The sequence below is a fragment of the Variovorax sp. YR634 genome, from assembly GCF_900106655.1.
GTDB lineage: Bacteria > Pseudomonadota > Gammaproteobacteria > Burkholderiales > Burkholderiaceae_C > Variovorax.
Map to the genome: position 1 here is coordinate 267,111 of NZ_FNOL01000004.1, position 26,855 is coordinate 293,965.

Genomic DNA, 26,855 nt, shown 5'->3' on the forward strand with positions numbered 1-26,855 from the left:
CGTTGGGCGGTTCGCGCCATGATCGCGGCCATGATTCCGTTATCGATCCTCGACCTTTCCCCGATCACCGAGGGCAGCGACGCCGCGCAGTCGTTCCGCAACTCGCTCTCGCTGGCGCAGCATGGCGAGAAGCTGGGCTACACGCGCTACTGGCTGGCCGAGCACCACGGCATGCCGGGCATTGCGAGCGCGGCCACTGCCGTGCTGCTGTCGCATGTAGGGGCGGGCACTTCCACCATCCGCATCGGTGCAGGCGGCGTGATGCTGCCGAACCATTCGCCGCTGGTGATTGCCGAGCAGTTCGGCACGCTGGAATCGCTGTACCCGGGGCGCATCGATCTGGGCCTGGGGCGCGCGCCCGGCTCCGACCAGCGCACCGCGCGGGCCTTGCGGCGCAACCTCGAATCGGACGCGGACCAGTTTCCGCAGGACGTGATCGAGCTGATGGACTTCATGTCGAAGACGCCGCAGCAACCGGTGCGGGCCGTGCCCGGCGCGGGGCTCGAAGTGCCGGTGTGGATCCTCGGCTCCAGCACCTTCGGCGCGCAGCTCGCGGCGCACCTGGGGCTGCCCTACGCCTTTGCCTCGCACTTCGCGCCGCAGCAGATCATGCAGGCCATCCAGATCTATCGCGAGACCTTCAAGCCGTCGGCACAGCTGCAGAAGCCGTATGTGATGCTGGGCTTCAACGTGTTCGCGGCCGACACCGATGAAGAGGCCGAGTTCCGCGCCACCTCGTGGCAGCAGGCCTTCGTGAACCTGCGCAGCGGCCGGCCGGGGCGCCTGCCGCCGCCGGTGGAAAACTATCGTCAGAAGGTCGGGCCCGCGGAGAACGCGCTGCTCGACTCGGTGCTGTCGTGCTCCGCGGTGGGTTCGGTCGAGACGGTGAAGAAGGGCGTGGAAGCGTTCGTCGCGCGCACCGGTGCCGACGAACTCATGATCACCTCGCAGGTGTTCGACCACGCTGCCCGGCTGCGCTCTTATGAGCTGCTGGCCAACGCGTTCGGACAGGCGCCGAAGCAGTAAAGCTCAGGCCCGCTTGCGGGCTTCCTCGTCCACGAGGTCCTTCTTCGAGAGCTTGCCTACGGCGGTCTTGGGCAGCTCTGGCCGGATCTCCAGCGCGCCGATCATCTCGTGCTTGCCGAGGCGGTCCTTCAGGAAGGCCTTGAGCGCATCGAGCGTCAGTTCGCCCGCGCCTTCCTTCAGCTTCACGAAGGCCTTGGGCGACTGGCCGCGGTACTCGTCGGGGATGCCGATGACGCACACCTCGGCCACCGAGGGGTGCTCGTACACCGCTTCTTCCAGCACGCGCGGGTAGACGTTGTAGCCGCCGCACAGCAGCATGTCCTTGGTGCGGTCGACGATGTAGAAGTAGCCGTCGGCGTCCATCTTCGCGACGTCGCCGCTGCGGAAATAGCCGTCGGCCGTCATCGACTCGGCGGTTGCCTTCGGGTTGTTCCAGTAGCCCTTCATCACGTTCGGGCCCTTGATGCACAGTTCGCCCGGCTCGCCGAACGCGGTGACGTCCTTCGCCGGATCGTCAAGGCTCACGAGCTTGATGCGCACCTGCGGCAGCGGCATGCCGCACGAGCCCGCCTTGCGCACGCCGCGTGCGGGCGTGAAGGTGCCCACGGGCGAGGTCTCGGTCATGCCCCAGCCTTCGTTGAGGTGGCAGCCGGTGAGCTCGAAGAAGCGCTGCTCCACCTCCACCGGCAGCGGCGCGCCGCCAGAGCCGCAGAACTTGAGCGAGCGCAGGTCCATCTCCTTGGCCTTGGGGTGCGCGAGGATCGCGGTGTACATCGTCGGCACACCGGGGAACACGCTGATCTTGCTGGCCGCGAGCTCGTTCATCACCGCGTCGACATCGAAGCGCGTGTGCAGCACCAGCGCCGCGCCCAGGCGCACGCCGAGCAGCATCGCGGCGCTGAGCGCGAAGATGTGAAAGAGCGGCAGCACGACCAGGAAGCGTTCCGCCCCTTCGGCCAGGATGGGCGGATCGCCCTTGGTCGACTCGTAATACTGCGCCGAGGCCGACGTGAGGTTGGCGTGCGTGAGCATCGCGCCCTTGGGCAGGCCGGTGGTGCCGCCGGTGTACTGCAACACCACGATTTCTTCGGCGAGGTCGCCGAGCGGGTGGGCCTTGTGCGTGCCTTCGCTTTTCAGCAGCTCGGTGAAGCGCACATGCCGATCGTCGGCGGGCACGGGAGCGATCTGGCCGGCGCCCTGCAGCTGGGCTTGCACCTTGCCGCCCATCGCGCCGTAGTCGCCGAGGCTGCCGACCACCAGCTTTTGCAGGCGCGAGTTGTCGAGCAGGCGCGCCATCTGCGGGTACAGGTTGACGAGGTCCAGCGTGATGAGGATGTCGGTGCGGCTGTCCTCGATCTTGTGGGCCAGCACGCGCTCGGCGTCGAGCGGCGAGTAGTTCACCACCGTGCCGCCGGCCTTCAGCACGGCGAAGAAGGCGATCGGGTAGTGAGGCGTGTTGGGCAGGTAGAGGCCGACGTGCACGCCGGGCTTCACGCCCAGGTCTTGCAGGCCCTTGGCGGCACGGTCGACCGCGGCGCCGAGCTGGCGGTAGGTGATGGCCTGGCCCATGAACTCGACGGCGGAGTGGTCGGGCCAGCGCTCGACGGCCTCGTCGAGCATCTGCTGCACCGGCTTCACGGGCAGTTCGGCGTCCCAGCGCATGCCGGGTGGGTAGGCGCGTGTCCAGGGGGTGTTGTCGCCGGAAAGGGCGGCGGGGGAGGGGGTGGCCATGCGTCTTGTCTCCGCTGTGCTTTGCGGCACTTTAGCGCCGGCCTTTCGCATCGTGGGGCGGTAGCTGACAAGCCGGCGACAGGGGTTTTCCCGATTTCCCACACACGGGAAGCCCCTACCGCCGGGCTGGGACAATGGCGGGCTTATGGCAAAGCAACGGATCGTGGTGGGACTGAGCGGCGGAGTGGACTCCGCGGTCACGGCGCACCTGCTCAAGCAGCAGGGGCACGAGGTGGTCGGCATCTTCATGAAGAACTGGGAAGACGACGACGACAGCGAATACTGCTCGTCGAACATCGACTTCGTGGACGCCGCCAGCGTGGCCGACGTGCTGGGCATCGAGATCGAGCACGTCAACTTCGCGGCCGACTACAAGGACCGCGTGTTCGCCGAGTTCCTGCGCGAATACAAGGCCGGCCGCACGCCGAACCCCGACGTGCTGTGCAACGCCGAGATCAAGTTCAAGGCTTTTCTCGACCACGCCATGCGGCTGGGCGCTGAGAAGATCGCCACCGGGCACTATGCGCGCGTGCGCCTGAACGAGGCCACCGGCAAGCACGAGCTGCTGAAGGGGCTCGATCCCTCGAAAGACCAGAGCTACTTCCTGCACCGCCTGAACCAGGCGCAGCTGTCGAAGACGCTGTTCCCGGTGGGCGAGCTGCACAAGACCGAGGTGCGCCGCATCGCCGAGGAAATCGGCCTGCCCAACGCGAAGAAGAAGGACTCGACCGGCATCTGTTTCATCGGCGAGCGGCCGTTCCGCGATTTCCTCAACCGCTACATCTCCAAGGAGCCGGGCCCGATCAAGGACGACCGCGGCCGCGAGCTGGGCGAGCACCAGGGGCTGAGCTTCTACACGCTGGGGCAGCGGCAGGGGCTGGGCATTGGTGGTGTGAAGGAGAAGGGCGCGCAGCGCGGCTCGGGTGACCACTCGCCGTGGTTCGTGGCGCGCAAGGACGTCGAGAAGAACACGCTGTGGGTGGTGCAGGGGCACGACCATCCGTGGCTGCTGTCGTCGGTGCTGAAGGCGGACGATGCGAGCTGGGTCTCCGGCGAGGCGCCGGTGCCGGGCGGCTACGGCTCGAAGGCGCGCTACCGGCAGGCCGATGCGGCTTGCGAGATGGAGGCTGGTGATGCCGCTGCGTTCGGCTTGCGCTTCGGCGAGCCGCAGTGGGCTGTGACGCCGGGGCAGTCGGCCGTGCTCTATGACGGCGAACGCTGCCTTGGCGGCGGCGTCATCGTCTGATTCAGGGCGACGACCGCACCGATTCGTCGACGTGGATCAGGTCCAGCGGGTGGCGCTTGCCGGCCAGATGGTCTTCGATGCACTGCAGCAGCAGCGGGCTGCGATGCCGCGCCACGCTGGCGCGGATTTCGTCCGCCGTCATCCAGATGGTGCGCACGATGCCTTCGTCGAGCGGTCGGCCTTCTTCGAATGCACCCAGGACGCCTGTGAAGGCAAAGCGCATATAGGTGGTGTCTTCGCCGCGCTCGGCCAGCGGCCGGGAACGCGCCATATAGACGCCGATGAGCGCTGTTGGCGTGAAATGATGGGCTGTTTCTTCGAGGGTTTCGCGCGCGCAGCCCTCGGCTGGGGATTCGCCAGGGTCCAGGTGGCCTGCGGGTGTGTTGAGCCGCAGGCCGTCGCTGGTCTGCTCCTCGACCAGCAGGAAGCGCCCGTCGCGCTCGATTACCGCAGCCACGGTGACGTTGGGTTTCCAGCGCGGGCCTGCCATGGGATTTACCGTGTTTTGGGCGCTTATTTCAGCACGTAGCCGCTGAAGCGCCAGACGCGGTCGCTGTCGAGGTGAAAGCTCACGAGTTCGCGCAGCGTGCCGTCAGGCTTGTTCGTGAAGCGGGTCTCGTATTCGACGCTGACGTACTGCCCGGCCGTTTCACCGTCCGGGTCGGCCACGACCTGGCGATTGACCGCCACCCAGGTGCGCATCTGCGGTGCGCCAATTGGGGCGCGGCTCCTGGCGACCTGGCTGGTGAAGTCGGCGCGTGTCACGCGCTTGCGGGTGGCCGGGGTGGCGCCGTCCCACAGTTCGCCGGCCTTGCCTTGGTCGATCATCTGGATCGCCAGCATGCCGCCGCGCACCATGTCGCTGGCTTCGACCTCCTGCGCAGCGGCCGGGCTGAACCAGCTCCAGAACAACGTGGCGGCGAGCAGCAACCGGATCATCGAATTCATTCGTCTCATTCCTTGTGGCGCAAGCACATGACGGCGGGGTGCCGTTGGAGACTGTAGCGTGCCGGAGATTCCCGACTCAGCGCGCGCTGATGCTGGACAGGGCATCGGCTTCGATTGTTTCCAGCCGGTAGCCCAGGCCGTAGATGGCCAGCAGCAGGAAGCCGTTTGCGGGGCGCAGGTCGAGCTTGGTTCGCAGGCGCGAGACATGGGTGTCGAGCGAGCGCGACAGCGCCTCGATGCCAAGGCCCCAGACGGCCTCGTGCAGGTGCTCCCGCGAAAGCAGTCGCCCGACGTTCTGGAACAGGAACAGCGCGAGCTCGTACTCCCGGTTCTTCAGCTCGACCTGCACGCCGCGAACCTTCAGAACGCGCGAGGGCGGATAGAAGTGGTAAGGGCCGAAGACCAGTTCCATCTCGTGCTGGGCCGGGTAGGACCGGCGCAGCAGCGCGTTCACACGCGCTTCGAGTTCGCCGGCACGGGTGGGCTTGACCATGAAGTCGTCCGCGCCCGCGTTGAGGCCTTCGACCATGTCCGCCTCGTCACGCTTGTCGGTCACGAAAAGAATGGGAAGCCGGCTGTTGAGTTCGTGACGGATGGACCTCACCACGTCCGGGCCCTCCATATCGGACAGGTTCCAGTCGAGTATCAGCAGGTCGAAGGTCTGCCGGCGCATTGCCTGCAACAGCGCTTTTCCTTCCGTGTAGGGATGGCACTCGTGCTCGAGTGCCGCCATGGTTCGATTGATTCGCTTGAATTGATCTACACCGTCATTGAGTACCGCGATTCGCATTCCATCCCCTTCTTCCTCCCCTTCGTCAGTCTCTGTGAACTGGCGATTGGGCTGAAGTGTATCTATCTGCGACTAACGTAAAGTTTTTGAATTGCAACTAATGCACGCAAATCGAGGTTTTCAGTTCACTTGTTAACGAAGTTAACGGCAGTTGAATACAAATCGAGATCCTGAGTGGAAGGCGTTATGGGCGGCCATCGACAACTTCTCGCTGGACAAACCGCCTGGAGTCCGGCCGGCGCGAGGTTGGACACGTGCCGCGGTCTTCGCGAGGCGGCTATCGAATACCCGAATTTGCTATCAATTGAATAGCGATGCCGACAGCATTCATCGGCACTTTGGGGTCAAAACCACAGAGCGTTTTGGCGACGGCGGGCGGCTGTAATCTTGCTGTAAGCTCTGCCCGCATTCCCTGTGCCCCCTTGCTCTGAGGAGATCTCTATGCTGATAGGCGTGCCCGCCGAGACACTGGCTGGCGAAACCCGCGTGGCTGTTACACCTGAGACGGTGAAAAAACTGGTCGCTTCAGGGCACTCCATACGGGTGCAGTCGGGGGCCGGCGTTGCAGCCAGCGTCACCGATGCCGCGTACCAGGCCGCAGGCGCCGAGATCACCGACCAGGCCGGGGCCTTCTCCGCCGACATGGTGCTCAAGGTGCGCACGCCCACCGATGCCGAAACCGCGCTGCTGAAGTCCGGCGCCGTGGTCATCGGCATGCTCAATCCCTTCGACGCGGCCGGCCTGCAGCGCCTGGCGGCTGCAGGCGTCGTCGGGTTCGCGCTCGAAGCCGCACCGCGTACCACCCGCGCCCAGAGCATGGACGTGCTCTCGTCGCAGGCCAACATCGCCGGCTACAAGGCCGTGATGATCGCGGCCGACAAGTACCAGCGCTTCTTCCCGATGCTCATGACGGCGGCCGGCACGGTGAAGGCCGCGCGCGTCGTCATCCTCGGCGTGGGCGTGGCGGGCCTGCAGGCCATCGCCACGGCCAAGCGCCTGGGTGCCGTCATCGAGGCATCCGACGTGCGCCCCAGCGTCAAGGAGCAGATCGAATCGCTCGGCGGCAAGTTCATCGAAGTCTCGTACGACACCGATGAAGAAAAAGAAGCCGCGGTCGGCGTCGGCGGCTATGCCAAGCCGATGCCCCCGAGCTGGCTCGCGCGCCAGCAGGTCGAAGTCGCCAAGCGCGTGGCGCTGGCCGACGTCGTCATCAGCACTGCCCTCATTCCGGGCCGTGCCGCGCCGACCCTCATCACCGAGGACATGGTCAAGTCGATGAAGCCGGGTTCGGTGATCGTCGACATCGCCGCAGGCAAGGGCGCGGACGGCGTGGGCGGCAACTGCCCGCTGTCGGAAGCCGACAGGACGGTGGTGAAGCACGGCGTGACCATCGTCGGTGAAACCAACCTCGCTGCGCTCGTGGCGGCCGATGCCTCGGCGCTCTACGCGCGCAACGTGCTTGACTTTCTCAAGCTCATCGTCACCAAGGAGGGCGCGCTGAAGATCGACCTCGAGGACGACATCGTCGCCGCCTGCCGCGTCACGCAAGACGGCCAGGTCACGAAGAAATAACGCCCGCCGAGGAGAAGAACATGGACATCGTTTCGCACACAGTCATCAACCTGATCATCTTCGTGCTGGCCATCTACGTCGGCTACCACGTCGTGTGGACCGTCACGCCAGCGCTGCACACGCCGCTGATGGCAGTGACCAACGCCATCTCGGCCATCGTGATCGTGGGCGCCATGCTGGCGGCCGCACTCACCGACACGCCGCTGGGCAAGACCATGGGCGTGCTGGCCGTGGCGCTGGCCGCGGTGAACGTCTTCGGCGGCTTCCTCGTCACGCGGCGGATGCTGGAGATGTTCAAGAAGAAAGAAAAGAAGGCCGTCGCACCGAAGGCTGAAGAGGGAGCCGCCAAGTGAGCATGAACCTCGTCACGCTGCTGTACCTCGTTGCCAGCATCTGCTTCATCCAGGCCCTCAAGGGCCTGAGCCATCCGACCACCTCGATCCGCGGCAACATCTTCGGCATGACCGGCATGGCAATCGCCGTGCTGACCACCGGCGCGCTGATCTACAAGCTTGCCAGCGGCAACCTCAACGGGCTGAGCTACGTGCTGGTCGCGCTGGTGCTCGGCGGCGGCCTTGGCGCCTACATGGCCAACAAGGTCGAGATGACCAAGATGCCCGAGCTGGTCGCCTTCATGCACAGCATGATCGGCCTGGCCGCGGTGTTCATCGCGGTGGCCGCAGTGGCCGAGCCGCATGCCTTCGGCATCGCGATCAAGGGCGACCCGATCCCGAGCGGCAACCGGCTCGAACTGTTCCTGGGAGCGGCCATTGGCGCCGTTACTTTCAGCGGCTCGGTCATCGCCTTCGGCAAGCTCTCGGGCAAGTACAAGTTCCGCCTGTTCCAGGGCGCGCCGGTGCAGTTCGCGGGCCAGCACATGCTGAACCTCGTGCTGGGCCTGGCCACCATCGGCCTGGGCCTGGTGTTCGTCTTCACCGAAAGCTGGCCGGCCTTCTTCGCGATGCTGGCGCTGGCCTTCGTGATGGGCGTGCTCATCATCATCCCGATCGGCGGCGCCGACATGCCGGTGGTGGTGTCGATGCTCAACAGCTACTCGGGCTGGGCGGCCGCGGGCATCGGCTTCAGCCTGAACAACGCGATGCTGATCGTGGCCGGTTCGCTGGTGGGCTCTTCGGGTGCGATCCTGAGCTACATCATGTGCAAGGCCATGAACCGCTCGTTCTTCAACGTGATCCTGGGCGGCTTCGGCGGCGAGGCGGCCACGGCCGGCGGCGCGGCCAAGGAGCAGCGCCCGGTGAAGACCGGCAGTGCCGACGATGCGGCCTTCGTGCTCGGCAATGCCGAGACGGTGGTGATCGTGCCGGGCTACGGCCTTGCAGTCGCACGCGCGCAGCATGCGGTGAAGGAACTTGCGGCCAAGCTCACCGAGAAGGGCATCACCGTGAAGTACGCGATCCACCCGGTGGCGGGCCGCATGCCCGGCCACATGAACGTGCTGCTGGCGGAGGCCGAAGTGCCCTACGACCAGGTGTTCGAGATGGAAGACATCAACGGCGAGTTCGGCCAGGCCGACGTGGCGATCATCCTGGGCGCCAACGACGTGGTGAACCCCGCCGCGCACACCAAGGGCAGCCCGATCTACGGCATGCCGATCCTGGAGGCCTACAAGGCCAAGACCGTCATCGTGAACAAGCGCTCCATGGCCGCCGGTTATGCCGGGCTGGACAACGAGCTCTTCTACATGGACAAGACCATGATGGTCTTTGGCGATGCTAAAAAAGTAGTGGAAGATATGGGCAAGGCCATCGAATAGGCTGAAGGTCCCTGCCCGCACGGCGGGCGAGTTCTTCGCGGCGCCACTTCGAGCGCCGTTTTCGTTTTCAACAAGTCCGACTTCCCGGAGGAGACAAATCCAATGACCGATCGTCCCTGGCTCAGCAGCTACCCGCAGGGTGTGCCCGCCGATATCGATGCCTCGCAGTACCCCTCGCTGGTCGCGCTCATGGAAGAGAGCTTCACGAAGTACGCAGACCGCACGGCCTACAGCTTCATGGGCAAGGACATCAGCTACGCGGAAACCGACAGGCAGAGCAAGGCCTTCGCGGGCTACCTGCAGGGCCTGGGCCTCGCCAAGGGCGACCGCGTGGCGGTCATGATGCCCAACTGCCCGCAGTACCCGATCTCGGTTGCGGGCATCCTGCGCGCCGGGCTGATCCTGGTCAACGTGAACCCGCTGTACACGCCGCGCGAACTCGAGCACCAGCTCAAGGACTCCGGCGCGAAGGCGATCATCATCATGGAGAACTTCGGCACCACGCTGCAGCAATGCATCGGGGCCACGCCGGTCAAGCACATCGTGCTGGCTTCCATGGGCGACCGCCTCGGTTTCCTGAAGGGCGCGCTCGTCAACTACGTGGTGCGCAACGTCAAGAAGATGGTGCCCCAGTTCAACCTGCCGGGCGCGGTGCGCTTCAACGACGCGCTCGACAAGGGCGCGAGCGCATCGCTCAAGCCCGTGGCCATCGGCCCCGACGACGTGGCGGTGCTGCAGTACACCGGCGGCACCACCGGCGTGTCGAAGGGCGCAGTGCTGCTGCATCGCAACGTGATCGCCAACGTGCTGCAGTCCGAGGCCTGGAACGAGCCGGTCATGAACAAGGTGCCGGCCAACGAGCAACCCACCAGCGTGTGCGCGCTGCCGCTGTATCACATCTTCGCGTTCACGGTCGGCATGATGCTGAACATGCGCACGGGCGGCAAGCTGATCCTGATTCCGAATCCGCGCGACATTCCCGGCGTGCTGAAGGAACTGTCGAAGCACACCATCCACAGCTTCCCGGCCGTCAACACGCTGTTCAACGGGCTGGCGAACCACCCCGACTTCAACACCGTCAACTGGAAGAACCTCAAGGTCTCGGTCGGCGGCGGCATGGCGGTGCAGGCCGCGGTCGCGAAGCTCTGGCTCGAGAAAACCGGCTGCCCGATCTGCGAAGGCTACGGCCTGTCGGAAACCTCGCCGTCCACCACCTGCAACCCGACCAACAGCACCGCCTACACCGGCACCATCGGCCTGCCGCTGCCGAGCACCTGGCTCAAGCTGCTCGACGACGACGGCAACGAAGTGCCGACCGGCGAGCGCGGCGAAATCGCCATCAAGGGCCCGCAGGTGATGGCCGGCTACTGGCAGCGCCCCGACGAGACCGCCAAGGTCATGACGCCCGACGGCTACTTCAAGAGCGGCGACATCGGCGTGGTCGACGAGCGCGGCTACTTCAAGGTGGTCGACCGCAAGAAGGACATGATCCTGGTGTCGGGCTTCAACGTGTACCCGAACGAGATCGAAGACGTGGTTGCACTGATTCCGGGCGTGCTCGAATGCGCGGCGGTCGGCGTGTCCGACGACAAGACCGGCGAGGCCGTGAAGCTCGTGATCGTGAAGAAAGACCCTTCGCTCACCGAGGCGCAGGTGCGCGAATACTGCAGAGCAAACCTTACGGGTTACAAGCAGCCGCGAATCGTAGAGTTTCGTAGCGACATGCCGAAGACGCCGGTCGGCAAGATCCTTCGCCGCGAGCTGCGCGACGCCAAGAAGTAAGCGCTGAAGTAAGGGTTCGGCCCGGGTAGGGCCACGGCATCGATCTTGCATATTCGCGGGTCGATGTTTCGATTCCTACTGACCCGTGTGAGCCTGCTGGTGCCGACCTTCATCGGCATGACACTGCTCGCCTTCTTCCTCATCCGGCTCGTGCCGGGCGACCCCATTGAAACCATGGCCGGCGAGCGCGGGATCGACCCCGCGCGCCATGCCGAACTGCGCACCGCCTACGGCTTCGACAAGCCGGTGATCGTGCAGTACGGCATCTACATCGGCCGCGTGCTGCACGGCGACCTCGGCAAGTCGCTCATCACGCAGGACACGGTGATGAGCGAGTTCCTCGCGCTCTTCCCGGCCACTGTCGAGCTTGCGGTCTGCGCCATTCTTTTCGCGCTGCTGCTGGGGTTGCCGGCCGGCATTCTCGCGGCGGTGCGGCGCAATTCCATCTTCGACCACGGCGTGATGGCCACATCGCTCACCGGCTATTCGATGCCGATCTTCTGGTGGGGGCTGCTGCTCATCCTGTTCTTCTCGGTGCAGCTCGGATGGACGCCCGTGTCGGGGCGCATCGCGGTGCAGTACTACATCGAGCCCGACACCGGCTTCCTGCTGATCGACTCGCTGCGTGCCGGCGACGTCGATGCCTTCTGGTCGGCGCTGCACCACCTCATCTTGCCGGCCATCGTGCTCGGCACGGTGCCGCTTGCGGTCATTGCGCGCATGACGCGCTCGGCCATGCTCGAAGTGCTGGGCGAGGACTACATCCGCACCGCGCGCGCCAAGGGCCTGTCGCGCTTTCGCGTGGTGGGGCTGCATGCGCTGCGCAATGCGTTGATCCCGGTCGTGACCGTCATCGGGCTGCAGGTGGGCGTGCTCTTCACGGGCGCGATCCTCACCGAGACCATCTTCTCTTGGCCCGGCGTCGGAAAGTGGCTCATCGAGGCCATCGGCCGACGTGACTATCCGGTACTGCAGGGCGGCATGCTGCTGCTCGGCGGCATCGTGATGCTGGTGAACCTGCTCGTCGACGTGGCTTACGGCGTCATCAATCCCCGCATCCGGCGCTGAGCTCATGGCCTCGACACAAACCATTTCCACCGGTGCGAAAAGCACCGCCCCTCCCGGCCCGTGGCGCGAGTTCTGGACGGCGTTCTCGGCCAACCGCGGCGCGGTCATCGGGCTCGCCACCATCGTCTTCCTGCTGCTGGTTGCGCTGTTCGCGCCGTGGATCGCACCGCACGCGCCGAACGAAACCAACAGCGCCGTCTTCCTGCAGCCGCCGGCGTGGCAGCAGGGCGGCTCCGTCAGCTACCTGCTGGGCACCGACGCGATCGGGCGCGACATTCTTTCGCGCCTGATGTACGGCGCGCGGCTGTCGCTGTCGATCGGCGTCGCGGTGGTGGCGCTGTCGGTGGTCGTGGGCGTGGTGCTCGGGCTGATCGCGGGCTTCTTCCGCGGCGTGCTCGAGATCGCGATCATGCGGCTGATGGACATCGTGCTCACGCTGCCGAGCCTGCTGCTGGCCATCGTGATCGTCGCGATCCTCGGGCCGGGGCTGGTCAACGCAATGCTCGCGGTGGCCATCGTGGTGCTGCCGCACTATGTGCGCATCACGCGCGCCGCCGTCATCGCCGAGGTCTCGCGCGACTACGTGACCGCCGCGCGCGTGAGCGGCGCCGGCACGCTGCGCCTGATGTTCAGCGAGGTGCTGCCCAACTGCGCCGCACCGCTGATCGTGCAGGCCTCGCTCGGCATCTCGACCGCGATCCTCGATGCGGCGGCGCTCGGCTTCCTCGGGCTCGGCGCGCAGCCGCCTTCGCCCGAGTGGGGAACCATGCTGGCCGATGCGCGCGAGTTCGTGCTGCGCGCGTGGTGGGTCGTTACCTTCCCGGGCATGGCGATCCTCGCGGCGGTGCTGGCTTTCAATCTTCTGGGCGACGGTCTACGTGATGCACTCGACCCGAAGCTCAAGCGCTGAAGCAAAGGAAAGAAAAGATGCCTTTGCTTGAAATAAAGAATTTGCACGTCGAGTTCCCCACGCAGGGCGGCGTGCTGCATGCGGTCGACGGCGTGAGTCTCACGCTCGAAGAAGGCGAGGTGCTCGGCATCGTCGGCGAATCGGGCTCGGGCAAGAGCGTCACCATGATGGCGCTGATGGGCCTTGTCGGCTTTCCGGGCCGCGTGCGTGCGGACCACATGCGCTTTGCGGGCAAGGAACTGCTCGGCATTTCCGACAAGGCGCGCCGTGCGCTGGTCGGCAAGGAGGTCGCGATGATCTTCCAGGAGCCGACCACCAGCCTCAACCCCTGCTTCACCATCGGCTTCCAGCTGATGGAGACGCTGCGACTGCACCTGAAGCTCGACAAGCGCGAGGCGAAGAAGCGCGCGACCGAGCTGCTCGAGCAGGTGGGCATCCCGGCCGCGTCGTCGCGCCTGGGCAGCTATCCGCACCAGCTCTCGGGCGGCATGAACCAGCGCGTGATGATCGCCATGGCCATCGCCTGCAACCCGCGCCTGCTGATCGCCGACGAGCCGACCACCGCGCTCGACGTGACCATCCAGGCGCAGATCCTCGACCTGCTGCGCGACCTGCAGAAGGAGCGCGGCATGGCGCTGGTGCTCATCACGCACAACATGGGCGTGGTCAGCGAAATGGCGCAGCGCATTGCCGTGATGTACGCGGGGCAGGTGATGGAGCACCAGCGCGTCGACCGGCTCTTCGCGTCGCCGCAGCATCCGTACACCGAGGCGCTGCTTGCTGCGCTGCCCGAGCGCGCCGCGCCCGAGGGTCGGCTCGCCACCATCAGCGGCGTGGTGCCCGGCGTGCACGACAGGCCCGCAGGCTGCCTGTTCGCGCCGCGTTGCAGCTACGTCACCGAGCGTGCCTGCCAGGTGCGGCCCGCGCTGCGCGAGTGGCAGAGCGCCGAGGTGCGCTGCCACTTTCCGCTCGGCGAGCCGGGGCGCAAGGCGGCCATAGAGAGCGATCCGCCGAAGCAGCTGGCGGCCGAGGTGCTGTCATGAGCGAGAGCACATCGACTGAAGTGGTTGTCGAGGCGAACAACCTCCAGCGCACCTACGACATCCGCCGCGGTCTGTTCCGCGCGCCGTCGCACCTGCGCGCGGTGGGCGACATCTCGTTCCGCATCGAGCGCGGGCGCACGCTGGCCGTGGTCGGCGAATCGGGCTGCGGCAAGTCGACCCTGGCGCGCATGGTCGCGCTGATCGAAAAGCCCACCGCAGGCCAGCTCACGCTGGTCGGCGCCGACGCGGTGAACCCGCCGCCAGAGCGCAAGCGCGAGTTGCGCCAGGCTGTGCAGCTGGTGTTCCAGAACCCCTACGGCTCGCTCAATCCGCGCAAGAAGATCTCGACGGTGCTCGAAGATCCGCTGGCCATCAACACCACCATGGGCAAGTCGGAGCGCGCCGCCAAGGCCCGCGACATGCTCGCGCGCGTGGGCCTGCGGCCCGAGTACGCCAACCGCTATCCGCACATGTTCTCGGGCGGCCAGCGCCAGCGCATCGCCATTGCGCGCGCGCTGATGCTGAGCCCGCGCCTGCTGGTGGCCGACGAGCCGGTGTCGGCGCTCGACGTGTCGATCCAGGCGCAGGTGCTGAACCTGCTGGCCGACCTGCAGGCCGAGCTGGGGCTGGCGTATCTCTTCATCTCGCACGACCTCGGCGTGGTGCGGCACATCGCGCACGACGTGCTCGTGATGTACCTCGGGCACGCGGTGGAGCAGGGCCCCAAGTCGCGCATCTTCGCGCGGCCGCTGCATCCGTACACGCAGGCGCTGCTGGCCTCGACGCCGGGCCTGAGCAGCCAGCGCATCGTGCTCAAGGGCGAGCTGCCGTCGCCGCTGAATCCGCCTTCGGGCTGCGTGTTCAGCACGCGCTGCCCGCACGTGGCGCCGCGCTGCCACGAAGAGCGGCCGCTGCTGCGCATGCTCGACGAGCGGCTGGTGGCCTGCCACTTCTCCGAGAAGTTTCTCGACGGTGCGCCGCTCGTGCGCGCCGATGTTCCCTCCGCCGCCATCGCGATGGCGACGAACCCTTAACGTTCGCTTTTTCAACCGTGTCTCAAGGAGTCCACATGAAGACCCAGCCCACCGTTTCGCGCCGCTCACGAAGCCTGGCGCTCCTGGCACCGACAGCGCTTGCGGCCCTTACCCTGGCCTGTGGCGCAGTGTCTGCCAAGACGCTGGTGTATTGCTCGGAAGGCAGCCCCGAGAACTTCTACCCGGGGATGAACACCACCGGCACCTCGTTCGACGTGACCACGCAGGTCTACAACACCATCGTCGAGTTCGAGCGCGGCGGCACCAAGGTCGTGCCGGGCCTGGCCGAGAAGTGGGACATCTCCGCCGACGGCACGGTCTACACCTTCCACCTGCGCAAGGGCGTGAAGTGGCACACCACGAGCAAGAGCTTCAAGCCCACGCGCGACTTCAACGCCGACGACTTCATCTTCATGCTCGAGCGCCAGTGGAAGGAGAGCGATCCCTTCTTCAAGGTCACGAGCCAGAACCACTCCTACTTCAACGACATGGGCATGCCCAAGCTGCTGAAGACGGTGGACCGCATCGACGACTACACGGTGAAGATCGTGCTCAACCAGCCCGAGGCGCCGCTCCTCGCGAACCTGGCCATGCAGTACGCGGGCATCCAGTCGAAGGAATACGCCATTGCCATGCTGAAGGCCGGCACGCCCGAGAAGGTCGACCAGGACCCGATCGGAACCGGCCCCTTCTACCTCGTGCAGTACCAGAAGGACGCGATCATCCGCTTCAAGGCCTTCCCGCAGTACTGGGGCGGCAAGGCGAAGATCGACGACCTCGTGTTCGCCATCACGCCCGATGCCTCGGTGCGCTGGGCCAAGCTGCAAAAGGGCGAATGCCACGTCATGCCCTACCCGAACCCGGCCGACCTCGACGCGATCCGCAAGGACCCGAACGTGCAGCTTCTGGAGCAGCCCGGCCTGAACGTCGGCTACCTCTCGTACAACACCACGAAGAAGCCCTTCGACGACGTGCGCGTGCGCAAGGCCATCAACATGGCGATCAACAAGAAGGCGATCATCGACGGCGTGTACCTCTCGACCGGCGTGGCTGCGAAGAACCCGATTCCGCCGACCATGTGGTCCTACAACGATGCCGTGAAGGACGACCCGTACGATCCCGAAGCCGCCAAGAAGCTGCTGGCGCAGGCCGGCTTCCCCGACGGCTTCTCGACCGACCTGTGGGCCATGCCGGTGCAGCGCCCGTACAACCCGAACGCCAAGCGCATTGCCGAGCTGATGCAGGCAGACCTCGCCAAGATCAACGTCAAGGCCGAGATCAAGAGCTTCGAGTGGGGCGAGTACCGCAAGCGCCTGCAGGCTGGCGAGCACCAGATGGGCATGCTGGGCTGGACCGGCGACAACGGCGACCCGGACAACTTCATGTACACGCTGCTGGGCTGCGCCTCGGCCAAGTCGGCCAGCGGCAGCAACATTTCGAAGTTCTGCTACCAGCCGTATGAAGACCTCGTGGTGAAGGCCAAGAGCACGACCAAGCAGGCCGACCGCGACGCGCTCTACAAGAAGGCCCAGCTGATCTTCAAGGAGCAGGCGCCGTGGTTCACGATCGCGCATGCGGTGCAGCTGAAGCCGGTACGCAAGGAAGTGGTCGACTTCAAGCTCAGCCCCTTCGGCCGCCACACCTTCTACGGCGTGGACATCAAGTAACAGGTGGCCGCGCCCATCGCCATCGTCGCGGCAATGCACGAGGAGCTGAGTGCGCTCCTCGCGCAGATGCCCGACGAGCAGCGCGTGCGCATCGCCGGGCGCGACTTCTGGGTTGGCCATCTGCATGGCCAGCCTGTGGTCGCGGTGCTGTCGCGCATCGGCAAGGTCGCGGCGGCAGTGACGGCCACGATGCTGCTCGAGCGATTCGCCGTCGGGGCCATCGTCTTCACCGGCGTCGCGGGCGGACTCGCGCCGGGCGTGAATGTCGGCGACGTGGTCGTTGCCACGCAGTTGCTGCAGCACGACCTCGATGCCTCGCCCATCTTTCCGAAATACGAAGTGCCCTTGCTGGGCCTTTCGCGCTTCACGGCCGATGCGGCGATCAGCGACGCATTGGCGGGTGTGGTCGAAGTGACGCTGCGTGATCCGGTGGCCCTGGTGGGGCAAGAGGCTGTCGACGAGTTCGGCCTCCAGTCGCCGAAGGTGCATCGCGGCCTGCTGGTGAGTGGAGATCGCTTCGTCTCGACCGCCGCCGAAAGCGAAGCGCTGCGCCTCAGCTTGCCCGACGCGCTCGCGGTCGAGATGGAAGGCGCCGCGGTGGCGCAGGTGTGCCATGACTACGGCGTGCCTTTCGCGGCCATGCGGACGATCTCGGATCGCGCGGACGATGAGGCGCATGGCGACTTCGCACGGTTCGTGGCCGAGGTCGCGAGTCGCTACAGCCTCGCGCTCGTGAACGCGTGGCTGGCCGGTCGGGACGCGAAAAGGGCCTGAGCTAAGGCGTGGCCCGCCGCCAACGCGGAAGGTCGCGAAGCAGGGGCGGGATCGACAGCACCAGCAGCAGGGCGGCCAGCGGCACGACGCAGACGAACCCCACGTGCTTGAAGCCGAGCGCGCCCACCGTTCCCCCAAGCACGAACATGCCGACCAGCCCGCCGCAGCGGCGCAACCTGCTGCGGTCGTGGCGCACCGGCAGGGGTGTCGACGGCATGCGCCGGTTCCAGTAGAGCATCTTGCCCAGCTCGATCCCCATGTCGGTGATGTTGCCGGTCATGTGGGTGGTGCGCGTGCTGCCGCCCGAGGTCTTCGACGCCACGGCGTTCTGCAGGCCCATGATGAACGACAGCAGCAGCACCGTGAGCGGCACCGCGAACGGCGTTGGCCAGGTCAGCGTGATGGCTCCCGCGAGTCCGAACGGAAACATCAGCGCGGCTTCCAGCAGCAGAGGCAGCGCATAGACGCCGTGCAGCCGGTGCTGCCGCGCCCAGTTCACAAGCACCGCGCATACCGCGGCGCCGCTCAGGAACGCCAGGATCGCGCCCAGCGCGTTCAGCAGCAGCGTGGCGTTGCCCAGCACCATGCCGTCCGCGAGCTGCGACGCGAAGCCGGTCATGTGCGAGGTGTACATGTGCAGCACAAGGAATCCGCCCGCGTTGACGGCCCCGGCATTGAAGGCCAGCAGCAGGCCGAGCGCGGTGTTGGTAGACGGCGCTCGATGGCGGTTGGTGAGGAAACGAAGTCTGCGCACGGTGGTCTCCCGGGGCGGCGTCGGTCGGCCCCGCAAGCGCTCAGTGTCGCACCCAGCGCCAGTCGGCGATCTCGGGCATGTCCTGCCCGTGCCGGGTAATGTAGGCCCGGTGCTCGAGCAGCCGGTCGCGCAGGTGCTGCTGCACGTGGCCCGCCGTGTCGCGGATGCGGGGCACGCGATCGATGGCGTCGGCTGCGAGGTGGAAGCGGTCGAGCCGGTTCAGCACCGTCATGTCGAAGGGCGTGGTGGTCGTGCCTTCTTCCAGGTAGCCGTGCACATGAAAGTTGCCGTGATTGCGCCGCTTGTAGGTCAGCCGGTGGACCAGGGCGGGATAGCCGTGGAAGGCGAAGATCACCGGTGCGTCGGTGCTGAAGATCGAGTCGAAGACCGCATCGGGCAGGCCGTGCGGATGCCCCGAGGGTGATTCGAGCGCCATCAGGTCGACTACGTTCACCACCCGCACCTTGAGGTCCGGCAGCAGCGTCCGCAGGAGGTCCACCGCCGCCATGGTCTCCAGCGTGGGCACGTCGCCGGCGCAGGCCATCACCACGTCGGGCGCCACGCCGTTGTCGTTGCTGGCCCAGTCCCAGATGCCCAGGCCCACGCTGCAGTGGCGCTCGGCCGCGGCGATGTCGAGCCACTGCGCCTCGGGCTGCTTGCCCGCCACGATCACGTTGACGTAGTTGCGGCTGCGCAGGCAATGGTCCGTCACCGACAGCAGCGTGTTGGCGTCGGGCGGCAGGTAGACCCGCACGACCTCGGCCTTCTTGTTGACGACGTGGTCGATGAAGCCCGGGTCCTGGTGGCTGAAGCCGTTGTGGTCCTGGCGCCAGACATGGCTGGTCAGCAGGTAGTTCAGCGACGCGACGGGGCGCCGCCAGGGGATGTTGCGCGTCACCTTCAGCCACTTCGCATGCTGGTTGAACATGGAGTCGACGATGTGGATGAAGGCCTCGTAGCACGAGAAGAAACCGTGCCGTCCGGTCAGCAGGTAGCCTTCGAGCCAGCCTTGGCAGAGGTGTTCGCTGAGCACTTCCATCACGCGGCCGTCGGGTGCCACGTGGTCGTCGCCCGGCAGGATCTCGGCGCTCGACATGCGGTCGGTCGCCTCGAAGACCGCGCCCAGGCGGTTCGACGTGGTCTCGTCCGGGCCCATGATCCGGAAATTGCGCTCGCCGGCGTTGAGCCGCATCACGTCGCGCAGGAACTCGCCGGTGACGCGCGTGGCCTCGGCGTCGACGGCGCCTGGCTTCGGCACCGCCACGGCGTAGTCGCGGAAGTCGGGCAGCTTGAGGTTCTTGAGCAGCAGGCCACCGTTGGTGTGCGGGTTCGCGCTCATGCGGCGCGTGCCTCGAGGCGCGAGGGCGGCGATGTCGGCGCGCAGGGCGCCGTCGGCATCGAACAGTTCTTCGGGGCGATAGCTCTGCATCCATTCCTGCAGCAGCGCGATGTGGGCCGGCTTCTCGGCGAAGCCGGTCAGCGGCACCTGGTGCGCGCGCTGCGTGCCTTCGATGCGCACGCCGTCCACCGTCTTCGGCCCGGTCCAGCCCTTGGGCGAGCGCAGCACGATCATCGGCCAGCGATGCCGCTGTCCCAAGCCGTCCGAGCGCGCCTCCACCTGGATTGCATGGATCGCATCGAGCGAAGCGTCGAGTGCGTCCGCCATCAGGCCGTGCATCAGCGCGGGGTCGTGGCCCGACACGAAGCGCGGTTCGTAGCCGTGGCCGCGCATCAGCTGCGTGAGCTGCTCGTCGCCGATTCGCGCGAGCACGGTTGGGCCGGCGATCTTGTAGCCGTTGAGATGCAGGATCGGCAGCACCGCGCCGTCGCGCGCGGGGTTGAGGAACTTGTTGGAATGCCAGCTGGCCGCGAGCGCGCCGGTTTCGGCCTCGCCGTCGCCGATGACGCAGCAGGCCAGCAGCTCGGGGTTGTCGAACACCGCGCCGTACGCATGCAGCAGCGAATAGCCGAGCTCGCCGCCCTCATGGATCGACCCCGGCGTTTCCGGCGACACATGGCTCGGGATGCCGCCCGGAAACGAGAACTGCGTGAACAGCCGCTTCAGGCCTTCGGTGTCGCGCGAGATGTGCGGGTAGACCTCGGTGTAGGTGCCTTCGAGGTAGGTGCTGGCCACCACGCCCGGCCCGCCGTGGCCGGGGCCGGCGATGAAGATGGCATCGAGGTCGCGCGCGTTGATGGCGCGGTTCATGTGGGCGTAGATGAAGTTGAGCCCCGGCGTGGTTCCCCAGTGCCCGAGCAGGCGCGGCTTGATGTGCTCGAGGGCCAGCGGCTCCCGCAGCAGCGGGTTGCCCATCAGGTAGATCTGTCCCGCGGACAGGTAGTTGGCGGCGCGCCACCAGGCGTCGAGCAGCGCGAAGCGCGCGGGGATGGCAGGGGAAGGGGAATGTGGCATGGGGACGGCTCCGATGGACCGAAGCGGCGCCGGCCATCGAACCATCATGCGGCGCGCATGCGCACCGCCCTGTCAGGAAAGCGCCCGTGAGGCTGCGCGCGCCGGCGCGCCCCGCTCAGGCTACTTGAGCCAGCCGCGCCGGCGGAAGTACCACATCGGCACCAGCGCGCTGGCCGCCATCAGCACGATGGCATACGGATAGCCCATGGCCCAGTCGAGCTCCGGCATGAACTTGAAATTCATGCCGTAGATGCTCGCGATCAGCGTGGGCGGCAGCAGCGCGACGCTGGCCACCGAGAAGATCTTGATGGTCTTGTTCTGGTTGATGTTGATGAAACCGACGGTCGCATCCATCAGGAAGTTGATCTTGTCGAAGAGGAAGGCCGTGTGGTTGTCGAGCGACTCGATGTCGCGCAGGATCTGCCGGGCTTCCTCGAACTGCTCGGCGTTGAGCATCTTGCTGCGCATCATGAAGCTGACCGCGCGGCGCGTGTCCATCACGTTGCGGCGGATGCGGCCGTTCAAGTCTTCCTGCCGCGCGATGGCGCCGAGCACTTCGCCGGCCAGCTCGTCGCTGACATTGCCCGAGAGCACCTTCTTGCCGGCCACTTCGAGCTCGTCGTAGATGTTCTCCAGCGTGTCGGCCGAGTATTCGGCGTCGGCGTCGAAGAGCTTGAGCATCACTTCCTTGGCGTCTTCGATCAGCCCCGGTGCGCGGCGCGCACGCATGCGCAGCAGGCGGAACACGGGCACGTCTTCGTCGTGGATCGAGAACAGCACGCCGCGGCTGCGCAGGTCGGTGTTGTGCTGGTTGAGGATGAAGGCCACGCGCACGGTGCGCGGGTCTTCGTCGTCGTCGATCAAGAAGTCGGAGCGGATGTGCAGCTCACCGTTGTCTTCTTCGTAGAAGCGGGCCGACTCCTCGATGTCCTCGTCCATCGCGTCTTCGGGAATGGACAGGCCGTAGTACTGCTTGATCCAGCGCTTTTCTTCGAGCGTGGGCGACTCGAGGTCGACCCAGATCGGCTGGAACTTGGAGAGCTCTTCGAGCGCCTCGATTTCTTCCTGAACGAGGCGGCCGTTGGCGAGCGTGAAGATGTTGAGCATTGGCTCACTCCCGGGAATGACTGAACGATGGGCGAGGGAGGGGCGCTTTCAATTCCCGGGCCCGACGTGCGCTAAGAAAAACGCGTCAGTGAAAGGGAGTTGAAAGCTGCCGAGACGGGGCGGTTTCCATTGGGAAGAATCTCCGGTTGCAGCGAGGCGCGATTATGTCACCGGCCACATGGCAGCACGGTGGCTGGACTGGACGGGCATACAGTAAAGTCGTGCCCATGCAGACCGCTGCGCTCCCCGTTTTTTCCGCTGCCGCGAAGACCCAGGCCGAGCGCCTGGCCGCCGCGTTGGCCACGCTCAACGACGCGCAGCGCGCGGCGGTCGAACATGGGGTGGGAGCAGCCATTGCCGAGCGTGACGAGCGGCCGTTGCTCGTCATTGCCGGCGCCGGTTCGGGCAAGACCAGCACGCTGGCGCACCGTGTCGCACACCTCATTGCCGGCGGTGTCGATCCGCAGCGCCTGCTGCTGCTGACCTTCTCGCGCCGTGCCGCGCAGGAGATGGAGCGCCGCGCAGGCCAGGTGCTGGCACGCGTGCTCGGCCTGAAGTCTGAAGCCCCGCCCGCGCTGCCTTGGGCCGGCACCTTCCACGGCATCGGCGCGCGGCTGCTGCGCGAGTACGCGCCGCAGATCGGGCTCGACGAGAACTTCACCATCCACGACCGCGGCGATGCCGAAGACCTGATGGGGCTGGTGCGTCACGAGCAGGGCCTGTCTTCTACCGTCAATCGTTTTCCGCGCAAGGGCACCTGCCTGTCGATCTACTCGCGCTGCGTGAACACGCGCGCGCCGCTGGCCGATGTGCTGAAGGAGGCCTTTCCCTGGTGCGGTGAATGGGAGGCCGAACTGAAGAAGCTGTTCGGCGCCTACGTAGAGGCCAAGCAGCGGCAGAACGTGCTCGACTACGACGACCTGCTTCTCTACTGGGCCGAGATGGCCGCCGAGCCCGCGCTGGCCGCGCACATCGGCGAGCGCTTCGACCACGTGCTGGTCGACGAGTACCAGGACACCAACCTGCTGCAGGCTTCGATCCTGCTCGCGATCAAGCCCGACGGGCGCGGCGTCACGGTGGTGGGCGATGACGCGCAGTCGATCTATTCCTTTCGCGGCGCGACGGTGCGCAACATCCTCGACTTTCCGTCGCAGTTCACGCAGGCCGCGCGCGTGGTCACGCTGGAGCGCAACTACCGTTCGACGCAGCCGATCCTCGATGTCTCGAACCGCGTGATCGCGCATGCGGCCGAGCGGCATGCCAAGACGCTGTGGACCGACAAGCCCTCGGCCGGCAAGCCGCTGCTGGTGCTCGTGCCCGACGAAGCGGGGCAGGCGCGCTGGGTGGCCGACAAGGTGCTGGCGCATCGCGAAGGCGGGCTCGCGCTGAAGTCGCAGGCGGTGCTGTTTCGCACTTCGACGCACAGCGCGGCACTCGAACTCGAACTGGCGCGGCGCAACATCCCGTTCGTGAAGTTCGGCGGGCTCAAGTTTCTCGAGGCCTCGCACGTGAAAGACCTGCTCGCGGTGCTGCGCTTTGCGCAGAACCCGCGCGGGCGCATGGCGGGCTTTCGCGTGACGCAGCTGATCCCGGGCATCGGCCCTGTCACGGGCGCGCGCCTGCTCGATGCAATGGACCAGGCGGCCGACCCCGCCGCAGCGGTGCGCGACTTCGTGCCGCCTTCCGCGGCACGCGCGCAGTGGGCCGACTTTGCCGAGGCCTACGCCGCCTTGCGCGCACCCGCGCTGAAGTGGCCGGCCGATGTCGAGCTGGCAATGGACTGGTATCTGCCGCACCTTGAGCGGCTGTACGAAGACACCTCCGGCGTGCGGCGCGCAGACGTGGAGCAACTGGCGCGGCTCGCGGCCGGATATGCCTCGCGCGAACGCTTCCTCACCGAACTCACGCTCGACCCGCCCGAAGCCACCAGTGACCGTCCGGGCCCGCCGTTGCTCGACGAGGACTACCTGATCCTCTCGACCATCCATTCGGCCAAGGGGCAGGAGTGGAATTCGGTGCACGTGCTCAACGTGGTCGACGGCTGCCTGCCGGCCGACGTGGCGCAGAGCGCGCACGAGCTGGAAGAAGAGCGCCGGCTGCTTTACGTGGCAATGACCCGGGCGCGCGACCACCTGCACCTGCTGATACCGCAGCGCTTCCACATCACGCAGCAGGCGGCGCGCGGCGACCGGCACTTGTATGCCAACCGCACGCGCTTCATCGCCGATGCCGATCTCGAAGGCTTCGAGCAGCAGACCTGGCCGCCTCCGCCGGTGCGCCCGCCGGCCGTGCCGCCGCCGAGCGAGGTGATCGACCTGCGCAACCGGATGCGCGCGGCCTGGCGCTGAATCGCTGAGCGGGCCGCTGGCCCTTCCGGTGGCAGGGTCACACGTGGACCGGGGCTGAAACATTTGTTCTCGAAGCGCTGCATCGCCTGCCCCGCGAGCGCCAGCTGCTATTGATTCGCTAGCGTGTGAAAAGCTGCGCACGAAGCCGCAAAACCCCGGGCAACTCAGGTATTGCAATACCGTGACAGCTTGGGCATAGTGAATCGACCCACCCCTCTTTCCTCTTCTTCCCTTCCCTCCGTTCCCCCTCTCAAAACTCCCGTTTTTCGCCGGCCACGCTGCATTCCGTAGCGCGGTCATTTCCCCAACCGTCAATTCCAGGAGGTCATTCATGAATTTGACGATCAGCGGTCATCACCTCGACGTCACCCCTGCCTTGCGCACCTACGTCACGAGCAAGCTGGACCGGATCACCCGACATTTCGACCAGGTTGTCGATGTGAAGGTGATCCTCACGGTGGAAAAGCAGAAGGAAAAGGAACGCCGCCAAAGGGCGGAGTGCAACATTCACGTCAAGGGCAATGACATGTTCGCGGAGTCGAGCCACGCTGATCTCTACGCTGCGGTCGATGAACTGGTCGACAAGCTCGACCGCCAGGTGGTGCGCCACAAGGATCGCCTGCAGGACCACCATCACGCGGCGCCCAAGCGCGTGATGTAAGAGCCCCCGGCTCGCATCAAGGCCGCCTTCGGGCGGCTTTTTGTTTTCCGACTGTTGCGGTAGGGCTTTGGCAAGCCCCCAGAGGGAAGCACGAGGCCTCAGGACAACATGTAGACAGAAAGTAAATAGGGGGACTGGGGGTTTTTACCAAGCGGGTGCATAATCGCCCCCGCTCTGCACCCACCATGAATCGCCTCGCGTCCATCCTGCCGCCCGCTCAAGTGCTTGTGAGCGTTGACGCTACTAGCAAGAAACGTGCTTTCGAAGAAGCCGGCCTGCTGTTCGAAAGCCTTCACGGTCTGGGCCGTGCCCTCATCACCGACAGCCTGTTTGCCCGCGAGCGCCTCGGCTCCACCGGTTTGGGCCACGGCGTTGCCATTCCGCATGGCCGCATCAAGGGCCTCAAGGCGCCGATGGCCGCGGTGTTCCAGCTGGCCAACCCCATCGGCTTCGACGCACCCGACGAGCAACCCGTCGCGCTGCTGATCTTCCTGCTGGTGCCCGAAGCGGCGACGCAGAAGCACCTCGAAATCCTCTCTGAAATCGCCGAACTGCTGAGCGACGCCAGCCTGCGCGAACAGATCAAGTCCAGCACCGACGCTTCTGCATTGCACGGCCTCATTGCCGGCTGGCAGTCGACCCAAGTCGCCTGAGCGCATGTGTCGGCGCGTGCGGCTGCTGATAAGCTGCGCGGCACTTCTTCCCGTCACTCATCCAATGCCGGCGCCGGGCGCCGTCTCCTGAACGCATGAAGCCGACCGTCATCAGCGCCGATGCCATGTTCGAGGAGTTCCGCGGTTCGCTCCGTTGGGAATGGCTCGCGGGGCTCGGTGCTTCAGAGCGCCAGTTCGACCCCGAAGTCATCAGCCGCGCCCAGTCGGCGGCCGACCTTGTTGGCTATCTCAACTACATCCACCCGTACCGCGTGCAGATCCTCGGCGCCCGTGAGGTGGCCTACCTGACGCGCGGCAGCGAGGAAGACTGCGCGCGGCGCATCGCCCGCATCGTCACGCTGGAGCCGCCGATGCTGGTGCTGGCCGACGGCCAGGCTGCGCCCGACGAACTGCTGTCGATCTGCGAGCGCGCCCAGCTGCCGCTGTTCGCCACGCGCGAGTCGTCGGCCTTCGTGATCGACCTGCTGCGCGCGTACCTGTCCAAGCACTTTGCCGAGCGCACCTCGATGCACGGCGTGTTCATGGACATCCTGGGCATGGGCGTGATGATCACGGGCGAGTCGGGCCTGGGCAAGAGCGAGCTGGGACTGGAGCTGATCTCGCGCGGCAATGGCCTTGTGGCCGACGATGCGGTCGACCTGTTCCGCATCAACCAGAACACCATCGAAGGCCGCTGCCCCGACCTGCTGCTGAACCTGCTCGAAGTGCGCGGCATCGGCCTGCTGGACATCCGCGCGATCTTCGGTGAGACGGCGGTGCGCCGGAAGATGCGGCTGAAGCTCATCGTGCACCTCGTGCGGCGCGACAGCTTCGAGCGCGACTACGAGCGCATGCCCTCGGCGCCGCTCACGCAGGACGTGCTGGGCATCCCGGTGCGCAAGGTCATCATCCAGGTGGTGGCGGGGCGCAATATCGCCGTGCTGGTGGAAGCGGCGGTGCGCAATTCGATCCTGCAGCTGCGCGGCATCGACACGTACGCCGACTTCGTGGCGCGCCACCACAAGGCGATGGAAAACTCCCGCGACGGGGACTGAAAACGAGGGAGACGGATCAGCGCTTCTTTGCGCAGTCTCCGCACAGGCCGTAGAGCGACATGGCGTGGTCCTGCAGGATCCAGCCCTTGTCCTTGGCGATCATCTGCTGGCGGCGTTCGATCTCGGCGTCGTAGAACTCCTCGACCTTGCCGCAGGAGGTGCAGATCAGGTGATCGTGGTGCGTGCCTTCGTTCAGCTCGTATACGGCCTTGCCGCTTTCGAAGTGGCTGCGCTCGAGGATGCCGGCCTGCTCGAACTGCGTCAGCACCCGGTAGACGGTGGCCAGGCCGATGTCGGAATGTTCGTTCAGCAGCACGCGAAACACGTCTTCCGCCGTCATGTGCCGTTGGCTGCCGGTCTGGAAGATCTCGAGGATCTTCAGGCGCGGTAGAGTGGCCTTGAGGCCGGTGTTCTTCAGTTCGTCGATGTTGGCCATGTTGGTTCCTGCGCCCTGGGGCTGCGGCAAAAAGGCCCCGAAAAAGGCCAGCCGCTACAATGG

At 66.0% G+C, this 26,855-nt stretch carries 24 protein-coding genes; 16 read left to right on the plus strand and 8 right to left on the minus strand.

Going from position 1 to position 26,855, the window contains the following annotated elements; all coding sequences use genetic code 11:
• The first annotated feature begins 30 nt into the window (after positions 1-30).
• A complete protein-coding gene (locus BLV60_RS10220) occupies positions 31-1,026 on the plus strand; it encodes an LLM class flavin-dependent oxidoreductase (RefSeq protein ID WP_093054262.1) in 996 nt (331 codons plus the stop codon).
• Positions 1,027-1,029: 3 nt separating this feature from the next.
• Here the strand turns inward: BLV60_RS10220 and BLV60_RS10225 are convergent, their stop codons facing one another.
• A complete protein-coding gene (locus BLV60_RS10225) occupies positions 1,030-2,757 on the minus strand; it encodes a long-chain-fatty-acid--CoA ligase (protein ID WP_093053945.1) in 1,728 nt (575 codons plus the stop codon).
• A gap of 145 nt (positions 2,758-2,902) precedes the next feature.
• Here BLV60_RS10225 and mnmA point away from each other — a divergent pair, with 145 nt between their 5' ends.
• A complete protein-coding gene (gene mnmA, locus BLV60_RS10230; protein ID WP_093053947.1) occupies positions 2,903-4,003 on the plus strand; it encodes a tRNA 2-thiouridine(34) synthase MnmA in 1,101 nt (366 codons plus the stop codon).
• A gap of 1 nt (position 4,004) precedes the next feature.
• Here mnmA and BLV60_RS10235 read toward each other — a convergent pair whose 3' ends face one another.
• The 3 genes from BLV60_RS10235 to BLV60_RS10245 form a co-directional block, all read right to left on the minus strand.
• Entirely contained in the window at positions 4,005-4,493 is a 489-nt protein-coding gene (locus tag BLV60_RS10235) for an NUDIX hydrolase (protein ID WP_093053949.1), read from the minus strand.
• A 23-nt stretch (positions 4,494-4,516) separates the two neighbouring features.
• Positions 4,517-4,951 (minus strand): DUF4019 domain-containing protein, encoded by a 435-nt coding sequence (locus BLV60_RS10240; RefSeq protein WP_093053951.1) that lies wholly within the window; start codon positions 4,949-4,951, stop codon positions 4,517-4,519.
• A gap of 76 nt (positions 4,952-5,027) precedes the next feature.
• The gene (locus BLV60_RS10245; protein ID WP_093053953.1) at positions 5,028-5,741 is read right to left on the minus strand and encodes a response regulator transcription factor; all 714 of its coding nucleotides are present in this window, start codon (positions 5,739-5,741) and stop codon (positions 5,028-5,030) included.
• A gap of 441 nt (positions 5,742-6,182) precedes the next feature.
• Here BLV60_RS10245 and BLV60_RS10250 point away from each other — a divergent pair, with 441 nt between their 5' ends.
• The 10 genes from BLV60_RS10250 (at position 6,183) to BLV60_RS10295 (ending at position 17,365) form a co-directional block, all read left to right on the plus strand.
• Positions 6,183-7,313 carry a Re/Si-specific NAD(P)(+) transhydrogenase subunit alpha gene (locus BLV60_RS10250; RefSeq protein WP_093053955.1) on the plus strand — a complete coding sequence of 377 codons (1,131 nt, stop codon included), beginning with the start codon at positions 6,183-6,185 and terminating at the stop codon, positions 7,311-7,313.
• A 20-nt stretch (positions 7,314-7,333) separates the two neighbouring features.
• Positions 7,334-7,666: an NAD(P) transhydrogenase subunit alpha part 2 gene (locus BLV60_RS10255; RefSeq protein WP_093053957.1), complete on the plus strand. Its 333-nt coding sequence runs from the start codon at positions 7,334-7,336 to the stop codon at positions 7,664-7,666.
• Positions 7,663-9,087 carry an NAD(P)(+) transhydrogenase (Re/Si-specific) subunit beta gene (locus tag BLV60_RS10260; protein WP_093053959.1) on the plus strand — a complete coding sequence of 475 codons (1,425 nt, stop codon included), beginning with the start codon at positions 7,663-7,665 and terminating at the stop codon, positions 9,085-9,087. The genes BLV60_RS10255 and BLV60_RS10260 overlap by 4 nt, the downstream gene beginning before the upstream one ends.
• 102 nt (positions 9,088-9,189) lie before the next feature.
• Complete coding sequence (locus BLV60_RS10265) at positions 9,190-10,869, plus strand: long-chain-fatty-acid--CoA ligase (RefSeq protein ID WP_093053961.1); 1,680 nt, start codon at positions 9,190-9,192, stop codon at positions 10,867-10,869.
• A 63-nt stretch (positions 10,870-10,932) separates the two neighbouring features.
• A complete protein-coding gene (locus tag BLV60_RS10270; protein WP_093053963.1) occupies positions 10,933-11,937 on the plus strand; it encodes an ABC transporter permease subunit in 1,005 nt (334 codons plus the stop codon).
• Positions 11,938-11,941: 4 nt separating this feature from the next.
• Complete coding sequence (locus BLV60_RS10275) at positions 11,942-12,847, plus strand: ABC transporter permease subunit (protein ID WP_093053965.1); 906 nt, start codon at positions 11,942-11,944, stop codon at positions 12,845-12,847.
• Positions 12,848-12,864: 17 nt separating this feature from the next.
• The gene (locus tag BLV60_RS10280) at positions 12,865-13,890 is read left to right on the plus strand and encodes an ABC transporter ATP-binding protein (RefSeq protein ID WP_093053967.1); all 1,026 of its coding nucleotides are present in this window, start codon (positions 12,865-12,867) and stop codon (positions 13,888-13,890) included.
• On the plus strand, positions 13,887-14,924 hold the full coding sequence (locus BLV60_RS10285) for a dipeptide ABC transporter ATP-binding protein (RefSeq protein WP_093053969.1): 1,038 nt from the start codon (positions 13,887-13,889) through the stop codon (positions 14,922-14,924). Before BLV60_RS10280 ends, BLV60_RS10285 begins: the two co-directional genes overlap by 4 nt.
• Positions 14,925-14,959: 35 nt before the next feature.
• A complete protein-coding gene (locus BLV60_RS10290; RefSeq protein ID WP_093053971.1) occupies positions 14,960-16,591 on the plus strand; it encodes an ABC transporter substrate-binding protein in 1,632 nt (543 codons plus the stop codon).
• 3 nt (positions 16,592-16,594) lie between these two features.
• Positions 16,595-17,365 (plus strand): 5'-methylthioadenosine/adenosylhomocysteine nucleosidase, encoded by a 771-nt coding sequence (locus BLV60_RS10295; RefSeq protein ID WP_093053973.1) that lies wholly within the window; start codon positions 16,595-16,597, stop codon positions 17,363-17,365.
• A 1-nt stretch (position 17,366) separates the two neighbouring features.
• Here BLV60_RS10295 and BLV60_RS10300 read toward each other — a convergent pair whose 3' ends face one another.
• From BLV60_RS10300 to corA, 3 genes are all read right to left on the minus strand, one after another.
• The gene (locus tag BLV60_RS10300) at positions 17,367-18,119 is read right to left on the minus strand and encodes a YoaK family protein (protein WP_093053975.1); all 753 of its coding nucleotides are present in this window, start codon (positions 18,117-18,119) and stop codon (positions 17,367-17,369) included.
• 40 nt (positions 18,120-18,159) lie between these two features.
• Positions 18,160-20,532 carry a phosphoketolase family protein gene (locus tag BLV60_RS10305; RefSeq protein WP_093053977.1) on the minus strand — a complete coding sequence of 791 codons (2,373 nt, stop codon included), beginning with the start codon at positions 20,530-20,532 and terminating at the stop codon, positions 18,160-18,162.
• 120 nt (positions 20,533-20,652) lie between these two features.
• Positions 20,653-21,639, minus strand: a complete 987-nt coding sequence (gene corA / locus BLV60_RS10310; RefSeq protein ID WP_093053979.1) for a magnesium/cobalt transporter CorA — start codon at positions 21,637-21,639, stop codon at positions 20,653-20,655.
• 227 nt (positions 21,640-21,866) lie between these two features.
• Here corA and BLV60_RS10315 point away from each other — a divergent pair, with 227 nt between their 5' ends.
• From BLV60_RS10315 to hprK, 4 genes are all read left to right on the plus strand, one after another.
• A complete protein-coding gene (locus BLV60_RS10315) occupies positions 21,867-23,987 on the plus strand; it encodes an ATP-dependent helicase (protein WP_093053981.1) in 2,121 nt (706 codons plus the stop codon).
• A gap of 331 nt (positions 23,988-24,318) precedes the next feature.
• Complete coding sequence (hpf, locus tag BLV60_RS10320) at positions 24,319-24,648, plus strand: ribosome hibernation-promoting factor, HPF/YfiA family (RefSeq protein WP_056515121.1); 330 nt, start codon at positions 24,319-24,321, stop codon at positions 24,646-24,648.
• Between the two features lie 185 nt (positions 24,649-24,833).
• Positions 24,834-25,301, plus strand: a complete 468-nt coding sequence (locus tag BLV60_RS10325) for a PTS sugar transporter subunit IIA (RefSeq protein ID WP_093053983.1) — start codon at positions 24,834-24,836, stop codon at positions 25,299-25,301.
• Positions 25,302-25,396: 95 nt separating this feature from the next.
• The gene (gene hprK / locus BLV60_RS10330; RefSeq protein ID WP_093053985.1) at positions 25,397-26,356 is read left to right on the plus strand and encodes an HPr(Ser) kinase/phosphatase; all 960 of its coding nucleotides are present in this window, start codon (positions 25,397-25,399) and stop codon (positions 26,354-26,356) included.
• Between the two features lie 16 nt (positions 26,357-26,372).
• Here the strand turns inward: hprK and fur are convergent, their stop codons facing one another.
• Positions 26,373-26,792, minus strand: a complete 420-nt coding sequence (gene fur, locus BLV60_RS10335; RefSeq protein ID WP_019655576.1) for a ferric iron uptake transcriptional regulator — start codon at positions 26,790-26,792, stop codon at positions 26,373-26,375.
• Positions 26,793-26,855 lie beyond the last annotated feature (63 nt).